This is a genomic window from Rahnella sp. 2050, from assembly GCF_040544515.1.
In the GTDB taxonomy this organism is placed as follows: Bacteria; Pseudomonadota; Gammaproteobacteria; order Enterobacterales; family Enterobacteriaceae; genus Rahnella; species Rahnella aceris.
Genome location: NZ_JBEPKE010000003.1, coordinates 39,426 through 56,908, shown reverse-complemented (window position 1 = coordinate 56,908; position 17,483 = coordinate 39,426). Strand labels below are relative to the sequence as shown.

Sequence of the window (17,483 nt, the reverse complement as noted above, 5' to 3'; positions counted from 1 at the left end):
CGATGGCGATCTGGTCAGTTCTGGGGATAGAAGCCACGCAGGACATCAGCGCGATCAAGCGGGCCTATGCGCGGCAGCTCAAAAACACGCGACCCGATCAGGATCCCGAAGCGTATCAGCGTCTGCGGGAAGCGTTTGAATCAGCCCGGCGCGGCGATTATGTGTGGAATACCAGTGACGCTGTCACTTATTCATCTCCCCTTTTGCCGATGACTGATGACGCATTAGTCCGCCGGACGCAGGTCCACCATCTGGTATCCGATACCGTCAGCCTGCTGCTGGAAAATGAACAGGCTGGCGTGGCGTTGCTGAAAGTTTGTCTGTCAGAAGAATTGCTGCAAAATCTTCAGTTGCGCGAAATGTTCAGTCAGCAGCTGGCGTGGGATCTGGCGGAGCGTGAAGGACTGACCCGCCCGGTGCTGGTGAACGTTGCCGCGCTGATGGGATGGGAAATTGACCATTATCAGCCCGTCGGGATTTCGCTTTGTCAGCTTGATGCGTTGCATCAGCAAATTGAAAATACTGCCGGAAGTTGTTGCCGGGATGATTCCGGTACACGATGGGGTGAAGACTGATGTTTCTTTTGAATTCAGGATTAATGACGTGGGCGATGGAATGAGCAGCCAGGGAATTTGGTCAGTTTTAGGCATTGAGCCCACTCAGGATCTCAGCGTGATTAAACGGGCTTATGCCCGACAGCTGAAAAATACCCGTCCGGACCAGGACCCTGAAGGGTATCAACGTCTGCGTGAAGCCTTTGATGCGGCGAAAAATCAGGGGAATGACGCGACAATCAGTGACGTTGTCACAATGCATAAGCCATCTGCTGAGGTTGTCCCACAGACCTTTTTGCAAAAACCTGCTCCGTTTAACCCCGTCAATGAGATCAGGCAGGAAACCTATCGTGATACTGCGCTACGGCGAAAAATCATTTCACAGGCAACTGAAATTACTGATGAAATGATGGACGATGAAACTGCCGGCCTTAAGCGTCTGGATGTTTTTCTCAAGAGCAATGTGCTGCAAAACCTTGAACTGCACGAATTGTTCAGTCAGGAACTGGCAGCGCAATTAAGTGATCGTGAAGGGTTATATTCCGCACTTCTGATCAAGGTCTCCGACATTATGGGCTGGGATGTCGACCATTATCAGCCCGGTGGCATCTCACCTTACAGGCTGGCGGCCCTGCAACGTCAGGTTGAGATGACTGGTGCGAAACGTTACTGGTCGGTGATGGTACGTGCATATCAGGATTCAACACTGAATCGGTTGCGCTTGCGGTTACTCACGGTTGAAGGTGCAACCGTGCCCTGGTGGGCAAAGCTGGTACCCGATTTTATGACATCACTGAGCAATAAACTCAGAGAGATCAGAATGTATCATCCTGCGTTATTACCCTATTTAAATTCTGTGCTGCTGAAAACCCTGTCTGAAACCCGGGTAGCGCTAAGTTGGGGAACTGTTTTCCTGAACGGCTTCTGGCTTTTGCTGATCATGTTGGCGACGCGTGAGCATCCAGAGCCGTGGCGCTCGCGTATCTTACTCATCGCGATTATCGGGTTGTATATTCACGGTTACCATTATCTGGAGCGAAAGTTGCGTTATCGCCCGCGTATGTTATGCGCGACAGAATGTGTGTTGTCGGTGCTCTCGACCGCGATTATGGTGAAAATAATGCTGGGCTTCTTCACGATGTTTAAGCCTGACGCAGGAAATATGGTTATGGCATTCACCAATTATGGTGTACTCAGTGCCAGCAGTTTTTGCGTGCTCTGGATGATGGCACCAAAACACTGGAAATGGTACGGCGTGCCGTTAAACGCGATTATCATATTGGCGATGCTGCCGCGGCAGTTGATGGGAAAAAGTGCCGGAATCGTCAGAGCTGTAGCGTTTATCGCATTACTGGGGGGGTATTCCCTGCTGATTGCTTTCGGCTTCCGTTAAGGTTGCGGGTGGTTAATCCACCCGCTGTTGTTTTACTCTGCCAGAGTCCAGACACTGACGCTTCCGGCAGCGCAGTAAAATTGCGCGCTGCCTTGCTCGTCGGTTGTAATGATATCCTCGCGGTTTTCCAGCACGTCCCGCCATTTTTTACCGGCGAAGTTGTCGCCCAGATCAATCGTTTTCTCACCTGCTTCGCCGTTGGACATCACCACCACGCAGCCCGGGTGTTCTGCGGTGCCGCTGCGTGAAAACGCAATGCAGTTCGGGTGATCGAAATAATCGGTTTGTGCCCCCCATGCGTAGCGCTGACGGGCTCTGATCAGCGCTTCCAGTGGCACAATCGCAGGCAGTTCAATCGTGTAATTGTTACCGTCGTCCCCTTCATCCTCGTAACTTGCGCCGAATAAATCCGGATAAAATACGATCGGCACGCCCTGTTCCCGCAACAGGATTAACGCGTAGGCCAGCGGTTTGAACCACGGCTCAACCGGTGCTTCAAGAGACTGTAACGGCTGCGTGTCGTGATTGGCCACCAGGGTCACGGCATGCTCCGCATCGGCGGCAACCAGGGTGTTATCAAAAATGGTGGTCAGGTCAAAATCCGCTCCCTGCTTCGAAGCATGGTGGAAATTCAGCTGTAACGGCGCATCGAACAGCATGGTTTTGCCTTCCACCTGATGGATGTAATTTTGCAGCGTCTGGACATCGAATGACCAGTATTCCGCGACCAGATACATCGGCTGTTCGGCTTCCGCCTGAATATGGTCAATCCATTCTTTATAGAACCAGGCCGGAATATGTTTCACTGCATCAAGACGGAAACCGGTACAGTTCGTTTGTTCCATGATCCAGCGGCCCCAGTATTTGAGTTCCTCGCTGACCGCGTTATTGCGAAAATCGACGTTGGCTCCCATCAGATAATCGTAATTGCCAAACTCGTCGTCGACCTGATCGTTCCAGCCGCCGCCGGTGTAGTCGTTAACGATTTTGAAAATGCCCTGTTCATCCGGGTTTTCAATATGGTCGACACCGCTGAAGCAGTGAAAATCCCAGATAAATTTCGAATACCGGCCCTCACGGGCGGCAAAAATGAAACGTGTCCACGCTTCCGCTTCAATGATGTCATCACTGATTTCTTCACGGTTATCAATGTTAACGCGGTTAACCTGCACGCGTTCTTTCTCATCCGCCCCCATTTTATGATTGAGCACCACGTCAAGAATGACGCCCAGCTTATGCTGTTTCAGTGCGCCGATGGCCGCAAGTAATCCCTCTTTGTCGCCATATTTGGTGGCTCGGGAGCCTTTCTGTTCAAACTCGCCCAGATCAAACAAATCATAAGTGTCATAGCCAACCGAATATCCCCCTGATTCGCCTTTATAGGCGGGCGGGAGCCAGGCAGCGGTAATGCCAATCTCAGCCAGCCAGGCCGCTTTTTCGGCCACCTCCGGCCAGAGCTTCCCCCCATCCGGGTAATACCAGTGAAAGAACTGAAACAACGTAGGATTCTGCATACAGACTTTCCATTCAGATGACCAGGAAATGAAGTATGGAGCAGGAACGAAAAAAATGCGGTAAAAGGCAAAAAAAAGCCGGTCAGCAAAGTGACCGGCTATGGGCATGTTGGAAAACGGAATCAGTTGATATCAGGATGCTGAGCAATCAGATTTTTTCTTTTTGCTTCAAGTTCAACAATCTGCGCATCAATATCTTCAATTTTCTGTTCGATGTTATCGTGATGTTCCTGGAGGATTTCACGCGCTTCCGCACGGTCTGAGGCCGCCGGTGTGGCGCCTTTCAGCGGACGGTTGGCGGTTTCTTTCATAAAGATACCGGTCACCAGACCAATCATCGCCACCACCATCAGGTAATACGCGGGCATGTACAGGTTATTGGTTGTTTCTACCAGCCACGCCGCGATCGTGGGCGTCAGACCCGCAATCAGTACTGAAATGTTGAAAGCAATCGCCAGCGCGCTGTAACGGATATGCGTCGGGAACATTGCCGGTAACGTTGACGCCATCACACCGATGAAGCAGTTCAGTAGCACCGCGAGGATCAGCAGACCTAAGAAAATCAGGCCTATCACATCACTGTTAATCAGAATGAAGCACGGGATAGCCAGAATGAACAGGCCGATGCTGCCGATGATCACGAAAGGCTTACGGCCAAAGCGGTCGCTCAGCATCCCCATGAATGGCTGTACAAACAGCATACCGACCATGATGGCGATGATGATCAGCACACCGTGATCTTCAGAGTAATGCAGGCTGTGGGACAGATAGCTCGGCATGTAGGTCAGCAGCATGTAGTAGGTGACGTTTGTGGCAATCACCATGCCGACACAGATAATCAGAGGCCGCCATTGCTTGGTCAGGATTTCACGGAACGAGACTCTTGGCGGTTCAGCGATGTCTTTGCGTGCATCACTGTCGATTTTATCCACGTGCTGCTGGAATGTCGGGGTTTCTTCCAGCGCATGACGCAGATAAATACCGATCAGGCCCAGCGGCGCAGCGATGAAGAACGGAATACGCCAGCCCCATTCGAGGAAGTTCGCCTCACCCACAATGCTGGAAATCAATACCACGACGCCCGCACCGAGAATAAAACCGGCGATGGAACCGAAATCCAGCCAGCTACCGAGGAAGCCGCGTTTCCTGTCAGGAGAATATTCCGCAACGAAAATCGCTGCACCGGTATATTCGCCACCCACCGAGAAACCCTGCGCTAATTTTGCCAGTAACAGCAAAATGGGCGCCCAGATACCGATGGAGTTATAACCGGGTATCAGCCCGATACAGAAGGTGCTGACGGACATGATGATGATGGTGACGGAAAGGACTTTCTGGCGACCAAATTTGTCGCCAAGCGCACCGAAGAACAGGCCGCCCAGAGGCCTGACAAGGAACGGTACGGAAAAGGTTGCCAGGGCGGCAATCATTTGAATACCCGGGTCTGCACCCGGGAAAAACACCTGCCCTAAAGCAAAGGCCACAAATCCATACACACCGAAATCAAACCATTCCATCGCATTGCCCAGTGCTGCGGCGGTAATGGCTTTTTTCAGTTTGGTGTCGTCAATGATAGTAATGTCATTGATTTGCATAGGTTTCACACGTTTTTTTCTTAATCTCATCTTTTACATCCCTTTTCTAAAATACTCCACCGTGTAAGCGTGAGATATTTTGTTCGTACTCTTTAATCATCCAGAGTATCAATAGCATTTGAGTAAGCTATATCATTATAGGATGGTTTTACGCTGTGGCAAAAGCCAACCGTTTTGTGATCAGCTTTGCACTTTTGTTTTCACCCGACGCCGTTTTATCTCACTAAGTGGTAATGTGTTTTCAAATTAATGAAACTGCATTTTAATTAATGAAAGGGAAGCCAGAACACCGGCTGATTTCAAACTACTTGTGGGGTGAATCATGGCAAAAGGTTCTCAGATTCAATTTAATTTCCATACCGTTCAGGACCCTCAGACCGGTGCGCGGGTAACCCGTTTAACGCCGCCCGATGTGTTGTGTCATCGCAATTATTTCTATCAAAAATGCTTTACCCGTGATGGCAATAAACTGTTGTTTGCCGGTGAGTTTGACGGCAACCGCAACTATTACCTGCTGGATTTGAAAACACAGAATGCGGTGCAACTGACGGAAGGCAAAGGCGATAATACTTTTGGCGGTTTCCTCTCTCCGGACGATCAGTATCTTTACTACGTCAAAAATGAACGTAGCCTGCAGCGCGTAAAACTGGCTGATTTTAGTGAGCACACCGTGTATCAGGTGCCGGAAGAATGGGTTGGCTACGGCACCTGGGTGGCCAACAGCGAATGCACCCGTCTGGTGGGTATCGAGATCAGTCGTGAGGACTGGACGCCCCTGTCAGACTGGAAAATCTTCCAGGCGTTTTATCACAGCAATCCGCACTGCCGTCTGTTGCGCGTCGATTTACTCAGCGGGAAATCCCGTGTGATCCACGAGAAAAACGAATGGCTCGGACACCCGATTTATCGCCCGTTTGATGACAACACCGTCGCTTTCTGCCACGAAGGCCCTCACGATCTGGTTGATGCACGCATGTGGCTGGTGAATGAAGACGGCAGCAATGTGCGTAAAGTGAAAGAGCATGCGCCAGGCGAAAGCTGCACACATGAATTCTGGGTACCGGACGGTTCTGCGCTGATGTATGTGTCTTATCTGAAAGGCCAGCATGACCGCCACATCCGCCGGTTCGATCCGCAAACTGGTGAAGATGTCTGTCTGATGACTATGCCGGCCTGTTCGCATCTGATGAGCAACGAGAATGGCACGCTGCTGGTCGGTGACGGTTCCGGTACGCCGGTAGATGTGAAAGATACTGCCAGCCATACGATTGAAAACGATCCGTGGTTGTATATTTTCGATGCCAAAACCCGTCAGCATGCTCCTCTGGCCGCGCATAACAGTTCATGGCAAGTGCTTGATGGCGACCGGCAGGTGACGCATCCGCACCCATCTTTCTCGCCCGATGACCGTCACGTGCTTTTCACCACCGATTACGAAGGCTTACCGGCACTGTATCTGGCGGAAATCCCGGATGCCCTCCTCAGTTCATTACGCAAGGACTAACCGATGTTTACGTTTAAAAAAGATATTCCCTTACAGGATCTGGGTGACGGTGTGAGCCGTCGCGTTCTGGCGCATGACGGCACCATGATGGCCGTTGAAGTGTATTTTGAAGAAGGCGCCATTGGACCGATGCATAACCACGTGCATGAACAGCTGACATATGTGTTGTCCGGTCGCTTTAAATTCACGATCGGTGAAGAAACCCGTGAAGTAAGCGCAGGCGATACGCTGTATAAAAAACCGTACATCATGCACGGCTGCGTCTGTCTGGAAAAAGGTGTGTTGCTCGACACGTTCACGCCGCAACGACAAGATTTTTTATAATTCTTTCTGATCATAAAAAAACCGGTGCCATGAGCACCGGTTTTTTTGACCCCACAGAAAACAAAATCTTATGCGAGGATTTCACGCACAAAGGTTTCGATCTCTTTGTTCTGGCAGTTTTCAAAGAAACATTTCTGGAAACGTTCGCCGGTGACAGCGGTTTTTACCAGTTCAGGATCGATAGCACGCAGCGTATCCAGATAGTTTTCTTTTACCACTGCGGCTTTCACCTGATTCAGAATACCGGCGTTGCGCACCTGAGGTTCTTTGCGGTCAGCCGGATAGCCTTCTCCTTTCACACCGGTAAAGGCCTTTTCAAAGATGAAACGCACGTTCAGCTCAGCGCCCCAGCCGAAGCCTTTAGCGAATGGCAGTGATAAGGCGTTGCCGTTGTTGATTTGCGCGAACAGGAAGGCATCCGCCGGATCAATGCAATAACCGCAGTTAACGCCCGGGTGAATGTTCAGAGACATCAGTGCGCCCTGACCGGTGCCGCAGCCTGCAACGACAAAATCCACAGCTTTAGAATTGAGCAGAATACTGGCCATGATGCCCAGATGGATGTATGTCAGGTGGTGATCCTGTTCGTCAGACATGCCCACGTTGTAGACCGGATACTCTTTTTCCGATGCCACGGCGTTGAGTTCTTTCAGGATGATCGCGTTTTTAGCGGCCTGACTGTTTTCCATCATCAATGCAATTTTCATGAGATTTCCTCTTTGGGCAGCGGTGTGATCCGCTGCTGTCGGTGAATATTTGTCAGTAATTAGCGTGATTAACGCGCCAGCCAGCCGCCGTCAACGGCAATCGTGTAGCCATTGATATAGTCGGAAGCCGGTGAAGACAGGAACACAACCGGCCCCATCAGATCAGATGGCAAGCCCCAGCGGCCAGCAGGAATACGCCCCAGAATCTCTTCGCTGCGTGCTTCATCGGCACGAAGTTGCTGGGTGTTGTTGGTCGCCATATAACCCGGTGCAATCGCGTTCACGTTGATGTTGTGTTTCGCCCATTCATTGGCCAGCAGACGAGTCACACCCATGACGGCGCTTTTCGATGCGGTATAAGAAGGCACGCGGATACCGCCCTGATAGGAAAGCATCGACGCGATATTAATGATTTTGCCGCCGGTGCCCTGAGCAATAAATTGCTTCGCGACAGCCTGTGACATGAAGAACACGGATTTGATGTTCAGATTCATCACATCATCCCAATTCTTTTCGCTGAACTCGATGGCATCTTCACGGCGGATGATCCCGGCGTTATTGACCAGAATATCCAGATGTCCCATTTCTGCGACAGCGCGTTCGAGCAGTGCCGGAATGACTTTCGTGTCGCTCAGATCAGCCGTCAGGCTCAGGAAACGGCGGCCTGTTGCGCCAACGCGTTCGATAGTTTCTGTGGGCTCGACAATGTTGATCCCAACAATGTCACAACCGGCTTCGGCGAGGCCGATTGCCATACCCTGACCTAAACCGGTATCGCAACCGGTCACTACCGCGACTTTTCCCTGAAGCGAGAAATTATCCAGAATCATGATGGTTCCTTTATGCATAAAACGGAGGCGAATACGCTTTTCCGCAGGATTATTGGTTGTCGGGCTGTGCCCGGCGCCGAAATGATAAAAGGAGTTTAGCGATAAAATTCCCGCAACTCAAGAAATTGAAACATCATTTCAATTTATGTGAACTTTGATGTCGTTTTTTGTTGGGTTGATCACGTCCTGACGCAGGGGGTCGGGCAAATGCCAGAAACAGAACGCTGTAAACAGGAAAAATGCGCAGCAAAGCGCCTGATGAAATTAATCATCCGGAGGAATTCTGGAGAGGAAAGGGAAGTTTATGAGGGAGAGAAAAATTCACTGCCCGGCAGGGAAGCCGGGCCAGCGGTACACGCTCACCAGGTAAGCGGAGAGCTTAAGCAGAGGCAACCGTTAGTGCAGGCAGCCCTGACATTCCGTTGCCAGATTCAGACCACGACGCCAGTCGCCCGGAGTCTGACCAAACTGGCGTTTGAAACTGCGGGTGAAAGATTGCTGTGAGTCGAAGCCCAGAGAAATCGCAACGCTGACAATAGGTTCGCCACTACTGGCCAGCATATCGGCAGATTTCTTCAGTTTTTTCTCACGAATGTATTCACCCATCGGCAAGCCGGTGTGCTCTTTAAACATACGCTGCAGATACCAGCGGGAATACCCTGCCCGTTTGGCAACAGTTTTAATATCCAGACGTTCTTCCAGATTGTGATCGATCCACTCGATCAGGTCGTGAATGAAATCCTCGGTTCTCATGGCAAGTCTCCTGCTTCTTTTTTGTTTGCGCCCCCCGAGGGCGACTCGTCTTTTAATACGTTGACCCAGTTTTCGATTAAATGCAAGTTTTACTATTGCATTTAATTGGCCGTTACCGGATAGTCTCTTTCCCGAAGTAAACGTTCTGTAAAATAGCACAGAAAGTGTAACAGTAATTCTTGCACTTTAGTAAGCGCATCCCTACAATCCCCTCGAATCAATTGTATCAGTATTTGATACATTATTGTGCTGATGAACGGCGCAAGTCCCAAAAAAGTCAGATCAGGCAAAGGACGTTACCCGGCGGACAGGCCGGTGTATTGCCTGGCAGTACTTACTCACTGGAAATAAAAATAATGATGAACCTGCAAAAATCACAGGTTGTTGTACGCGGCCGCTCCGGCGGTACGCCTTTGACGTTGCGCCTTTCAGGGGTTGCGCTGATGGTTGCCCTGCTCGCCGGGTGTGACAACAGCGTGGCGCAAAATGCTGCACCACCTGCTCCGCAAGTCAGCGCGGCAGATGTGTTAATCAAACCAATCAGCCAGTGGGATGCGTTTAACGGACGTGTGGAAGCGGTACAAAGTGTTCAGTTGCGCCCCCGCGTGTCCGGCTATATCGATAAAGTGAATTATCAGGAAGGTCAGGAAGTGAAAAAGGGTCAGGTGCTGTTCACCATCGACGACCGCACTTACCGCGCCGCGCAGGAACAGGCGCAGGCTGAACTGGTGCGTGCGCGCAATCAGGCCAGTCTGGCGAGAAGTGAATCCGCCCGTACGGAAGCGCTGATCGGTTCGCTGGCTGTGTCGAAAGAAGCTGCGGAGCAACGTCGTTCGGCCGCTTCGCAGGCACAGTCAGATGTGCTGGCAGCTCAGGCACAGCTGGACATGGCACAGTTGAATCTTGATTTCACCCGTGTCATCTCCCCGATTGATGGTCGCGCCAGCCGTGCGATGATCACGACCGGCAATCTGGTAACAGCGGGCGACAGTGCCAGTGTACTGACCACGGTGGTGTCACTCGACACGGTCTACGTGTATTTCGATGTCGATGAAGGGACGTTCCTGCGCTATCAGGCGCAGGCCCGCGAAGGGAAATTCAATGACAGCCCGCAAAGTCGCTTACCGGTTCATGTCGGGCTGGTGGGTGAAAACGGCTACCCGCATCAGGGCGTCGTCGATTTTACTGACAATCAGCTGAACTCCGGCACAGGCACGATCCGCATGCGTGCTCTGCTGGATAACCGCGACCGCACATTTACGCCGGGATTGTTTGCCCGCGTTCAAATGCCAGGCAGCGCACAGTTCAACGCCCTGCTGGTGGACGATAAAGCCATCCTTACCGATCAGGATCGTAAATTCGTTTATGTGGTGGATAAAGACGGCAAGGCGCAGCGACGTGATGTTGAAATTGGCCGTATATACGGCGGCTTACGCATCGTGCAGAAAGGCCTTGAAGCAGGCGATCGCGTCATCATCGATGGCGTACAAAAAGTGTTCATGCCGGGCATGCCGGTCAATGCCAAAACCGTCAGCATGGCGGCTAATACTGTCACGCCAGCCGCTCCTGCCGTTCAATAAAAGAGAATCCTGACTCATGGACTTTTCCCGCTTTTTCATCGACAGGCCGATTTTTGCGGCCGTCTTGTCGATTCTGATTTTAGTCACCGGGGCGATTGCCATTCCCCTGCTGCCGGTCAGCGAATACCCGAACGTGGTACCGCCAAGCGTGCAGGTTCGCGCTGAATATCCGGGTGCTAACCCGAAAGTGATTGCTGAAACCGTGGCGACGCCGCTGGAAGAAGCGATCAACGGTGTTGAAAACATGGTGTACATGAAATCCGTGGCCGGTTCTGATGGTGTGCTGGTGACGACAGTCACTTTCCGTCCGGGAACCGATCCGGATCAGGCACAGGTTCAGGTGCAAAACCGTGTGGCCCAGGCCGAAGCCCGTCTGCCGGAAGATGTCCGCCGTCAGGGCGTGACCACGCAGAAACAATCGCCAACGTTGACGCTGGTGGTGCATCTGGTGTCACCTTCGGGTAAGTATGATTCGCTGTATCTGAGCAACTACGCCACGCTGAAGGTGAAAGACGAGCTGGCACGTTTGCCGGGTGTCGGGCAGATCCAGATTTTCGGTGCAGGCGAATATGCCATGCGCGTGTGGCTGGATCCGAACAAAGTCGCGGCGCGGGGTCTGACGGCTTCTGACATTGTGAAGGCAATGCAGGAACAGAACGTACAGGTGTCTGCCGGTCAGCTGGGCGCAGAACCGATGCCGAAAGACAGTGATTATCTGCTTTCCATCAATGCGCAGGGTCGTCTGAAAGATGAAGATGAGTTCGGCAAAATCATCCTGAAAAGCGGTGATAATGGCGAAATTGTCCGTCTTCGTGATGTGGCGCGTATCGAAATGGGGTCCGGCAGTTATGCCCTGCGCGCGCAACTTAATAATAAAGATGCAGTCGGGATCGGTATCTTCCAGTCGCCTGGCGCGAATGCGATCGATTTGTCAGACGCGGTGCGAGCCAAAATGGATGAACTGGCAACCCGGTTCCCGGAAGGCATGACCTGGCGTGCGCCGTACGACCCGACGGTGTTTGTCCGTGATTCCATCAGTGCGGTGGTTCACACATTGCTGGAAGCCGTCGTGCTGGTCGTACTGGTGGTTATTCTGTTCCTGCAAACCTGGCGCGCATCAATCATTCCTTTGCTGGCGGTACCGATATCTGTGATCGGGACATTCAGCATTCTGTATTTGCTCGGATTTTCGCTTAATACACTCAGTCTGTTCGGGCTGGTGCTGGCGATAGGGATAGTCGTCGATGACGCCATTGTGGTGGTGGAAAACGTCGAGCGAAACATCGAGGAGGGACTCGCGCCAAGGGACGCTGCGCACCAGGCGATGCGGGAAGTTTCAGGGCCGATAGTGGCTATCGCGCTGGTGCTGTGTGCGGTGTTCGTGCCGATGGCGTTTTTGTCGGGCGTGACCGGTCAGTTCTACAAGCAGTTTGCGGTGACCATCGCCATTTCAACCGTGATCTCGGCCATCAACTCACTGACGTTGTCCCCTGCTCTTGCGGCATTGCTGCTTAAATCGCACGGTGCACCGAAAGACATGCCGTCGCGGCTTATCGACCGCCTGTTCGGCTGGATTTTCCGACCGTTCAACCGGTTCTTTAATGCCAGTTCACACCGTTATCAGAATGCAGTGTCTAAAACACTTGGGCGTCGTGGCGCGGTATTTGTGGTTTACATTCTGCTGTTGTGTGCGGCGGCCTTTATGTTCAAAGCCGTGCCGGGGGGCTTTATCCCGACGCAGGATAAACTGTATCTGATCGCGGGCGTGAAAATGCCGGAAGGCGCGTCCTTATCCCGCACTGATGCGGTGATCCGCAAAATCAGCGCAATGGGGTTAAGTACTGATGGCGTAATTGATGCGGTGGCGTTCCCCGGGTTGAACGCTTTGCAGTTCACCAATACGCCGAATACCGGTACGGTGTTCTTCGCGTTGAAACCACTGAGCGAACGTACCCGTACAGCGGCGGAGATTAATGCGGAAATCAACGCCAAGATTTCGCAGATCCAGGAAGGGTTCGCCTTCTCCATTATGCCGCCGCCGATCCTCGGATTGGGTCAGGGATCAGGTTATTCTCTGTATATACAGGATCGTGCAGGGCTGGGTTACGGTGCATTGCAAACCGCGATTAACACCATGTCCGGCGCTATCATGCAAACGCCGGGAATGGGGTATCCGATTTCTTCATATCAGGCTAACGTGCCGCAGTTGGACGCGCATATTGACCGTGATAAAGCCAAGGCGCAGGGCGTATCGCTGGACGAACTGTTCAGTACGCTGCAGGTGTATCTCGGCTCGTCCTATATCAATGATTTCAACCGGTTCGGACGTACCTGGAAAGTAATGGCACAGGCCGATGGCCAGTTCCGTGACACCGTGGAAGACATTGCCAATCTGCGTACCCGTAACGATAAAGGTGAAATGGTGCCAATCGGCAGTATGCTGAATATCACCACCACTTACGGTCCCGATCCGGTGATCCGCTATAACGGCTATCCGGCAGCAGATTTAATCGGTGACGCTGATCCCCGCGTGCTTTCTTCGACGCAGGCAATGACCGAGCTGACTGCAATGTCGAAAAACCTGTTACCGAACGGCATGAATATCGAATGGACCGACCTGAGCTATCAGCAATCCACACAAGGCAATGCTGCACTGATTGTGTTCCCGATGTCCGTGTTACTGGCGTTTCTGGTGCTGGCCGCCCTGTATGAGAGCTGGACGCTGCCGCTGGCGGTAATCCTGATTGTGCCAATGACCATGCTATCGGCCCTGTTTGGCGTGTGGCTGACCGGTGGCGACAATAACGTGTTTGTACAGGTCGGACTGGTGGTGCTGATGGGACTGGCATGTAAGAACGCGATTCTGATTGTTGAGTTCGCCCGCGAGCTTGAATTGCAAGGTAAAGGGATTATCGAATCTGCGCTTGAGGCATGCCGTCTGCGTCTGCGCCCTATCGTCATGACCTCGATTGCGTTTATCGCCGGGACTATCCCGTTGATTCTGGGGCACGGCGCGGGTGCGGAAGTGCGCGGTGTCACCGGTATTACCGTATTCTCCGGTATGCTGGGTGTGACGTTGTTCGGGTTGTTCCTGACGCCTGTTTTCTACGTCGCACTTCGCAAGCTGGTGACGCGTAAGAAAGTCGTTTTAGAAACGCAAACTGTGTAAACCGTTAAGATCAACAGAATGCAAAAAGCCGGGAGAATGATCTCCCGGCTTTTTTTTATATGCTTTATTAAGAGCGGTGCGCAGCGTCTTGCGTATCAGCGCTCTATTTCAAACAGAGCGAATCTTCTGGGTTTTGCGCCGCTAAATCTTTGGTACATTTGTATTTGCCACCGCGTTCAAACTCAGCCAGGGCATCCGCAACGGTATGACGGGCTAACACCTGAAACGACGCTTCTTCGGCTTCGCTGACAATGTTTTTGAAATAGGTGCAGGCATTGGCGCTGACCACACAGCGGGCGGGCACGTCCGGGCGCGCTGCCCACAGACGTTTATCTTCAATCACCGCGCAATAAATATCACGAAGTGTGATTTCTTCCGCCGGACGGCCAAGTGTAATCGAGCCGGTGCGACCAAGTGTGGAGACGATAATGCCATGCTGAGTCAGTGGCACCATCAGTTTGCGGATAAAACTGGAGTTGGCTTCCAGACCCGTTGCTAAAATCGCACTGGTGCAGCGCTGGCCAGCCTTTTGGGACTGAGCGATACAAAACACCATCTGCATAGCTGTCGGAAAGCGATAATCTAACATGTCATTGTCCTGAGAAACCAAGTCTTAGGTGAAGCACCGTATCACAGAGGAAATCCCCTATACGTGATCTGGTCAATAATATAACAAACACTGTTGCATTATTGAAGGCAGACACCTCTTAAACGCACAGAAAGCCACGATTTAAGGCACAAAAAAACCCATCCGGAGATGGGTTTTGGTACTCAGATTCTTTTATGAGAAGTTTCGGAGATTAGAACTGATATTGTAAGCCTACACCCACGATATCATCGGTAGAGATTTTGTTGGTTTCGTAGAAATTATCATCGTTGTCCAGCAGGTTAATTTTGTAATCAACGTAGGTGGACATATTTTTGTTGAAGTAATAACTCGCACCAACAGAAACATATTTAACCAAATCTTTATCGTTGTTATCAGAAGTATTACTGCCGTCTGCAGTCAAATCCTTACCTTTAGATTGCAGGTAAGACACTTCAGGACGTAATCCAAAATCAAACTGATATTGTGCGGTTACTTCGAAGTTCTGCGTTTTGTTTGCAACACCACTCTCACCAAACATTGTCATATTACGCGTTTCGGAATACATCGTAGCGAGATAGACATTGTTTGCGTCATATTTTGTACCCACAGTCCAGACATCAGCTTTATCCCCTCCTGCAAAATTCTCACCTGCAGAAGTCGTCTGATCGTTTGTACGGTCAGATGATGCATACGCGGCACCCACAGTGATACCCATACCGAAGTCGCAGAGCGAAGTAAATAATTTAATCCATTGAATAAAAAAGAAAATACCGCCATTTCAGCATGCCTTTACTTGCTGAAAATTGTGTATGTAACTGCATGAATTTACAAAGAATAAATTTAGTTTTGCAGAAGGGTTTTATTTTACGAAAACAAATATTACTGTATGTATATCCAGTTTGATGTATGCACGGCGATTTATGTTTGTTGAGCTGATTTACGACAAAAGAAATATGGTCGGTGTGCCGAACGGCAATGCTCTGATCCTTGCTGAACTGACCAAGCGTGTACATGGCACCTTCCCTGATGCTGACGTGAAGGTGAAGCCAATGGTGACGCTCAGCAGTATCAACACGGATGTCAGCAAAGCGCAGAAGGCGGTTCTGGCTGGAATCGTTGAAGAGATGTTTGATTATGCCGGTAACTGGCTAGCAGTCGACTAGAAAGATACTTGAGGCAGAAGTCAGACTTCACTGGATAAATCATATTACCTGTATACCAGCCATAAGATACGAGGCAACTATGCTTATCTCGAAATCTGACGTTATGAAATTACTTCATATCAAATCGAGGGACACGCTTTCCCGGTATGAACGTGACAGATCGTTCCCTGCCCCAGTTAAAACTCACCCAACATTTTACGTCAGAAAGCATGTTGTGGAATGGATAGAAAAACAGAGTTACAGCCCATCACCTTCAGACCTGTCGGTTTGAAGACGCAATGTATTATGGCTTTTAAATGAGGCAAATTTATGCGCGTGGAAGTGACTATTGATAAAACCAAGCAGTTACCCGCCGGCGCGGTCGAGGCATTTAGAGAGGAGTTTCAGAAGAGGCTCGAACGGAATTACCCGGGTGCGACGTTCAGTGTTCGCCGAGCTGGCAGTGACGGGATGTCGGTGATGGGCGGGACGACTTACGACAAGGAAGTTATTGATGTAATGCTTGAGGAAACGTGGGAAAGCGCTGATGACTGGTTTCAACCATGACATAATTCAGCTCTAACTTACTCTCTGATTTATCCACAGTATTTGTGTTGGAAGTTTTCCGGTCTATGATGATTGGTAATAATTTTCTAATTATAATTTACTGAGGGTCTACGGATGGAGTCCGTGAGAATTCAAGATGTGAATGTTTCCCTGCGCTACGACGGCAAAGATGCTGAAAATCATCAAATCGAATTGACATGCCTTGGCGAATCTTTAAAGGGTTTTTCTAAGATTTTAGCAACTGCCGGCACATTCGCGCTCACACAAAAATACTCAAAAAATGTTTCATATCAGGAAGTAAAAGTATACGCAAAAGAGGCTCGAGCAAACTGTTTTACTCTTGATACTGCAATGAATTTTATAACACAGTCTCAATTGTTCTCAGGATCTGCCGGGGCTATACTCGGTGCATTAATACCTTATATATTTGCGCGAAACGCACAAAAGAAAGAGGAAATGAAGGCCTTAAAAGAAGCTCTTGAGAAGGCTATTGAAGCCCTCGGAAATAAGGACAGACCAACTATCGACGGATTGATCTCAGTGATCGATAAGATGGCAGGAGAGTTGCGCCCTTCAGTTCGTCAGGCTGTATCCCCAATTGGTAATACCTGTGACAAAATCAGTGTAAGCACTGGGACAGGAAACCGAGCGGCTACTATCACTGAGGCCGACAAAGAAATCATTGATCAACTGGATGATGATGAAGTACTTGGCCTACGTGAATATCGTGTATTTGTTACAGAATTTGATGCACATCGCATGACAGCGAAAGTGCTTATTGATGGCGATGAATCAGGTCGGCGAGTCATAGCTCAAATTAGTGATCCATCAGCCTCTAAATCGCAGAACCCGTATTTAGCCGCCCTAAGTTCTTACATGTTTAGCGGTGGCGCCAGTAGTTCCTGCGTGACTGTGACAGCAAAAGCTACAGTTAAAAAAGGTGTCATCAATAAGTTGTTCATCGTAGATATACAAGCTTAACCCGGCCACCGAGCCGGTTTTTTTGTTTCTCCTACCATTGCTTAAATCTGAATCTCCTATAATTTACCTCTCAATGCCGCGCCATTAACACCAATCATGTGCAAAACCCACTATTTAGCATCTGCTAATAATAAAACCATCTAGTTACTGTGGGAGGGTTTAAAGTGAGTAGTCTGTACAAATTTGCAGATGCAAGGATATTCCCTTGAAAGCCAATTAAGTTAATTGCCTGCTCCTCTGCGGGCATTTTTTTTGCCATAGAGGTAGTAATTTAAAGCAAC

The 17,483-nt window shown here is 50.4% G+C and carries 15 protein-coding genes and 1 pseudogene; 9 read left to right on the top strand and 7 right to left on the bottom strand.

The genetic code is table 11. The annotated features are described in order from the left end of the window. Window positions 1-2: 2 nt before the first annotated feature. Both ABIC79_RS13870 and ABIC79_RS13865 read left to right on the top strand, forming a co-directional pair. Window positions 3-575, top strand: a complete 573-nt coding sequence (locus ABIC79_RS13870) for a molecular chaperone DnaJ (RefSeq protein ID WP_354567524.1) — start codon at window positions 3-5, stop codon at window positions 573-575. 28 nt (window positions 576-603) lie between these two features. Then, window positions 604-1,947: a hypothetical protein gene (locus ABIC79_RS13865; protein ID WP_240433058.1), complete on the top strand. Its 1,344-nt coding sequence runs from the start codon at window positions 604-606 to the stop codon at window positions 1,945-1,947. A 32-nt stretch (window positions 1,948-1,979) separates the two neighbouring features. Here the strand turns inward: ABIC79_RS13865 and amyA are convergent, their stop codons facing one another. Together amyA and proP are read right to left on the bottom strand one after the other, a co-directional pair. Beyond that, window positions 1,980-3,461, bottom strand: a complete 1,482-nt coding sequence (amyA, locus tag ABIC79_RS13860) for an alpha-amylase (RefSeq protein WP_112151358.1) — start codon at window positions 3,459-3,461, stop codon at window positions 1,980-1,982. Window positions 3,462-3,583: 122 nt separating this feature from the next. Further along, window positions 3,584-5,086, bottom strand: a complete 1,503-nt coding sequence (gene proP, locus ABIC79_RS13855) for a glycine betaine/L-proline transporter ProP (RefSeq protein WP_013577751.1) — start codon at window positions 5,084-5,086, stop codon at window positions 3,584-3,586. 292 nt (window positions 5,087-5,378) lie between these two features. Here proP and ABIC79_RS13850 point away from each other — a divergent pair, with 292 nt between their 5' ends. Further along, window positions 5,379-6,560, top strand: coding sequence for an oligogalacturonate lyase family protein (locus tag ABIC79_RS13850; protein WP_013577752.1), 1,182 nt, complete (start codon window positions 5,379-5,381; stop codon window positions 6,558-6,560). Between the two features lie 3 nt (window positions 6,561-6,563). Next, window positions 6,564-6,884: a cupin domain-containing protein gene (locus tag ABIC79_RS13845; RefSeq protein ID WP_013577753.1), complete on the top strand. Its 321-nt coding sequence runs from the start codon at window positions 6,564-6,566 to the stop codon at window positions 6,882-6,884. Between the two features lie 68 nt (window positions 6,885-6,952). Here ABIC79_RS13845 and ABIC79_RS13840 read toward each other — a convergent pair whose 3' ends face one another. The 3 genes from ABIC79_RS13840 to ABIC79_RS13830 form a co-directional block, all read right to left on the bottom strand. After that, window positions 6,953-7,591, bottom strand: coding sequence for an RpiB/LacA/LacB family sugar-phosphate isomerase (locus ABIC79_RS13840; RefSeq protein WP_013577754.1), 639 nt, complete (start codon window positions 7,589-7,591; stop codon window positions 6,953-6,955). A gap of 68 nt (window positions 7,592-7,659) precedes the next feature. Continuing rightward, window positions 7,660-8,421 carry a 2-dehydro-3-deoxy-D-gluconate 5-dehydrogenase KduD gene (kduD, locus tag ABIC79_RS13835; RefSeq protein WP_013577755.1) on the bottom strand — a complete coding sequence of 254 codons (762 nt, stop codon included), beginning with the start codon at window positions 8,419-8,421 and terminating at the stop codon, window positions 7,660-7,662. Between the two features lie 396 nt (window positions 8,422-8,817). Further along, window positions 8,818-9,174, bottom strand: coding sequence for a helix-turn-helix domain-containing protein (locus ABIC79_RS13830; protein ID WP_013577757.1), 357 nt, complete (start codon window positions 9,172-9,174; stop codon window positions 8,818-8,820). Window positions 9,175-9,617: 443 nt separating this feature from the next. Here ABIC79_RS13830 and ABIC79_RS13825 point away from each other — a divergent pair, with 443 nt between their 5' ends. Beyond that, window positions 9,618-10,754: an efflux RND transporter periplasmic adaptor subunit gene (locus ABIC79_RS13825; protein WP_223509661.1), complete on the top strand. Its 1,137-nt coding sequence runs from the start codon at window positions 9,618-9,620 to the stop codon at window positions 10,752-10,754. A gap of 16 nt (window positions 10,755-10,770) precedes the next feature. Then, a complete protein-coding gene (locus ABIC79_RS13820) occupies window positions 10,771-13,923 on the top strand; it encodes an efflux RND transporter permease subunit (protein ID WP_013577759.1) in 3,153 nt (1,050 codons plus the stop codon). Window positions 13,924-14,026: 103 nt separating this feature from the next. Here ABIC79_RS13820 and ABIC79_RS13815 read toward each other — a convergent pair whose 3' ends face one another. Further along, on the bottom strand, window positions 14,027-14,512 hold the full coding sequence (locus ABIC79_RS13815) for an RrF2 family transcriptional regulator (protein WP_013577760.1): 486 nt from the start codon (window positions 14,510-14,512) through the stop codon (window positions 14,027-14,029). A 211-nt stretch (window positions 14,513-14,723) separates the two neighbouring features. Then, window positions 14,724-15,236 (bottom strand): annotated as a pseudogene (locus ABIC79_RS13810) (porin); the annotation flags it as partial. A gap of 196 nt (window positions 15,237-15,432) precedes the next feature. Between ABIC79_RS13810 and ABIC79_RS13805 the strand changes: the two are divergent. The 3 genes from ABIC79_RS13805 to ABIC79_RS13795 all read left to right on the top strand — a co-directional run bounded on the left by ABIC79_RS13805 (window position 15,433) and on the right by ABIC79_RS13795 (window position 17,202). Continuing rightward, a complete protein-coding gene (locus ABIC79_RS13805) occupies window positions 15,433-15,675 on the top strand; it encodes a DinI-like family protein (RefSeq protein ID WP_354567517.1) in 243 nt (80 codons plus the stop codon). Window positions 15,676-15,984: 309 nt separating this feature from the next. Continuing rightward, window positions 15,985-16,221 (top strand): DinI-like family protein, encoded by a 237-nt coding sequence (locus ABIC79_RS13800; RefSeq protein WP_354567515.1) that lies wholly within the window; start codon window positions 15,985-15,987, stop codon window positions 16,219-16,221. Between the two features lie 114 nt (window positions 16,222-16,335). Next, on the top strand, window positions 16,336-17,202 hold the full coding sequence (locus ABIC79_RS13795; RefSeq protein WP_354567513.1) for a DUF7946 domain-containing protein: 867 nt from the start codon (window positions 16,336-16,338) through the stop codon (window positions 17,200-17,202). Window positions 17,203-17,483 lie beyond the last annotated feature (281 nt).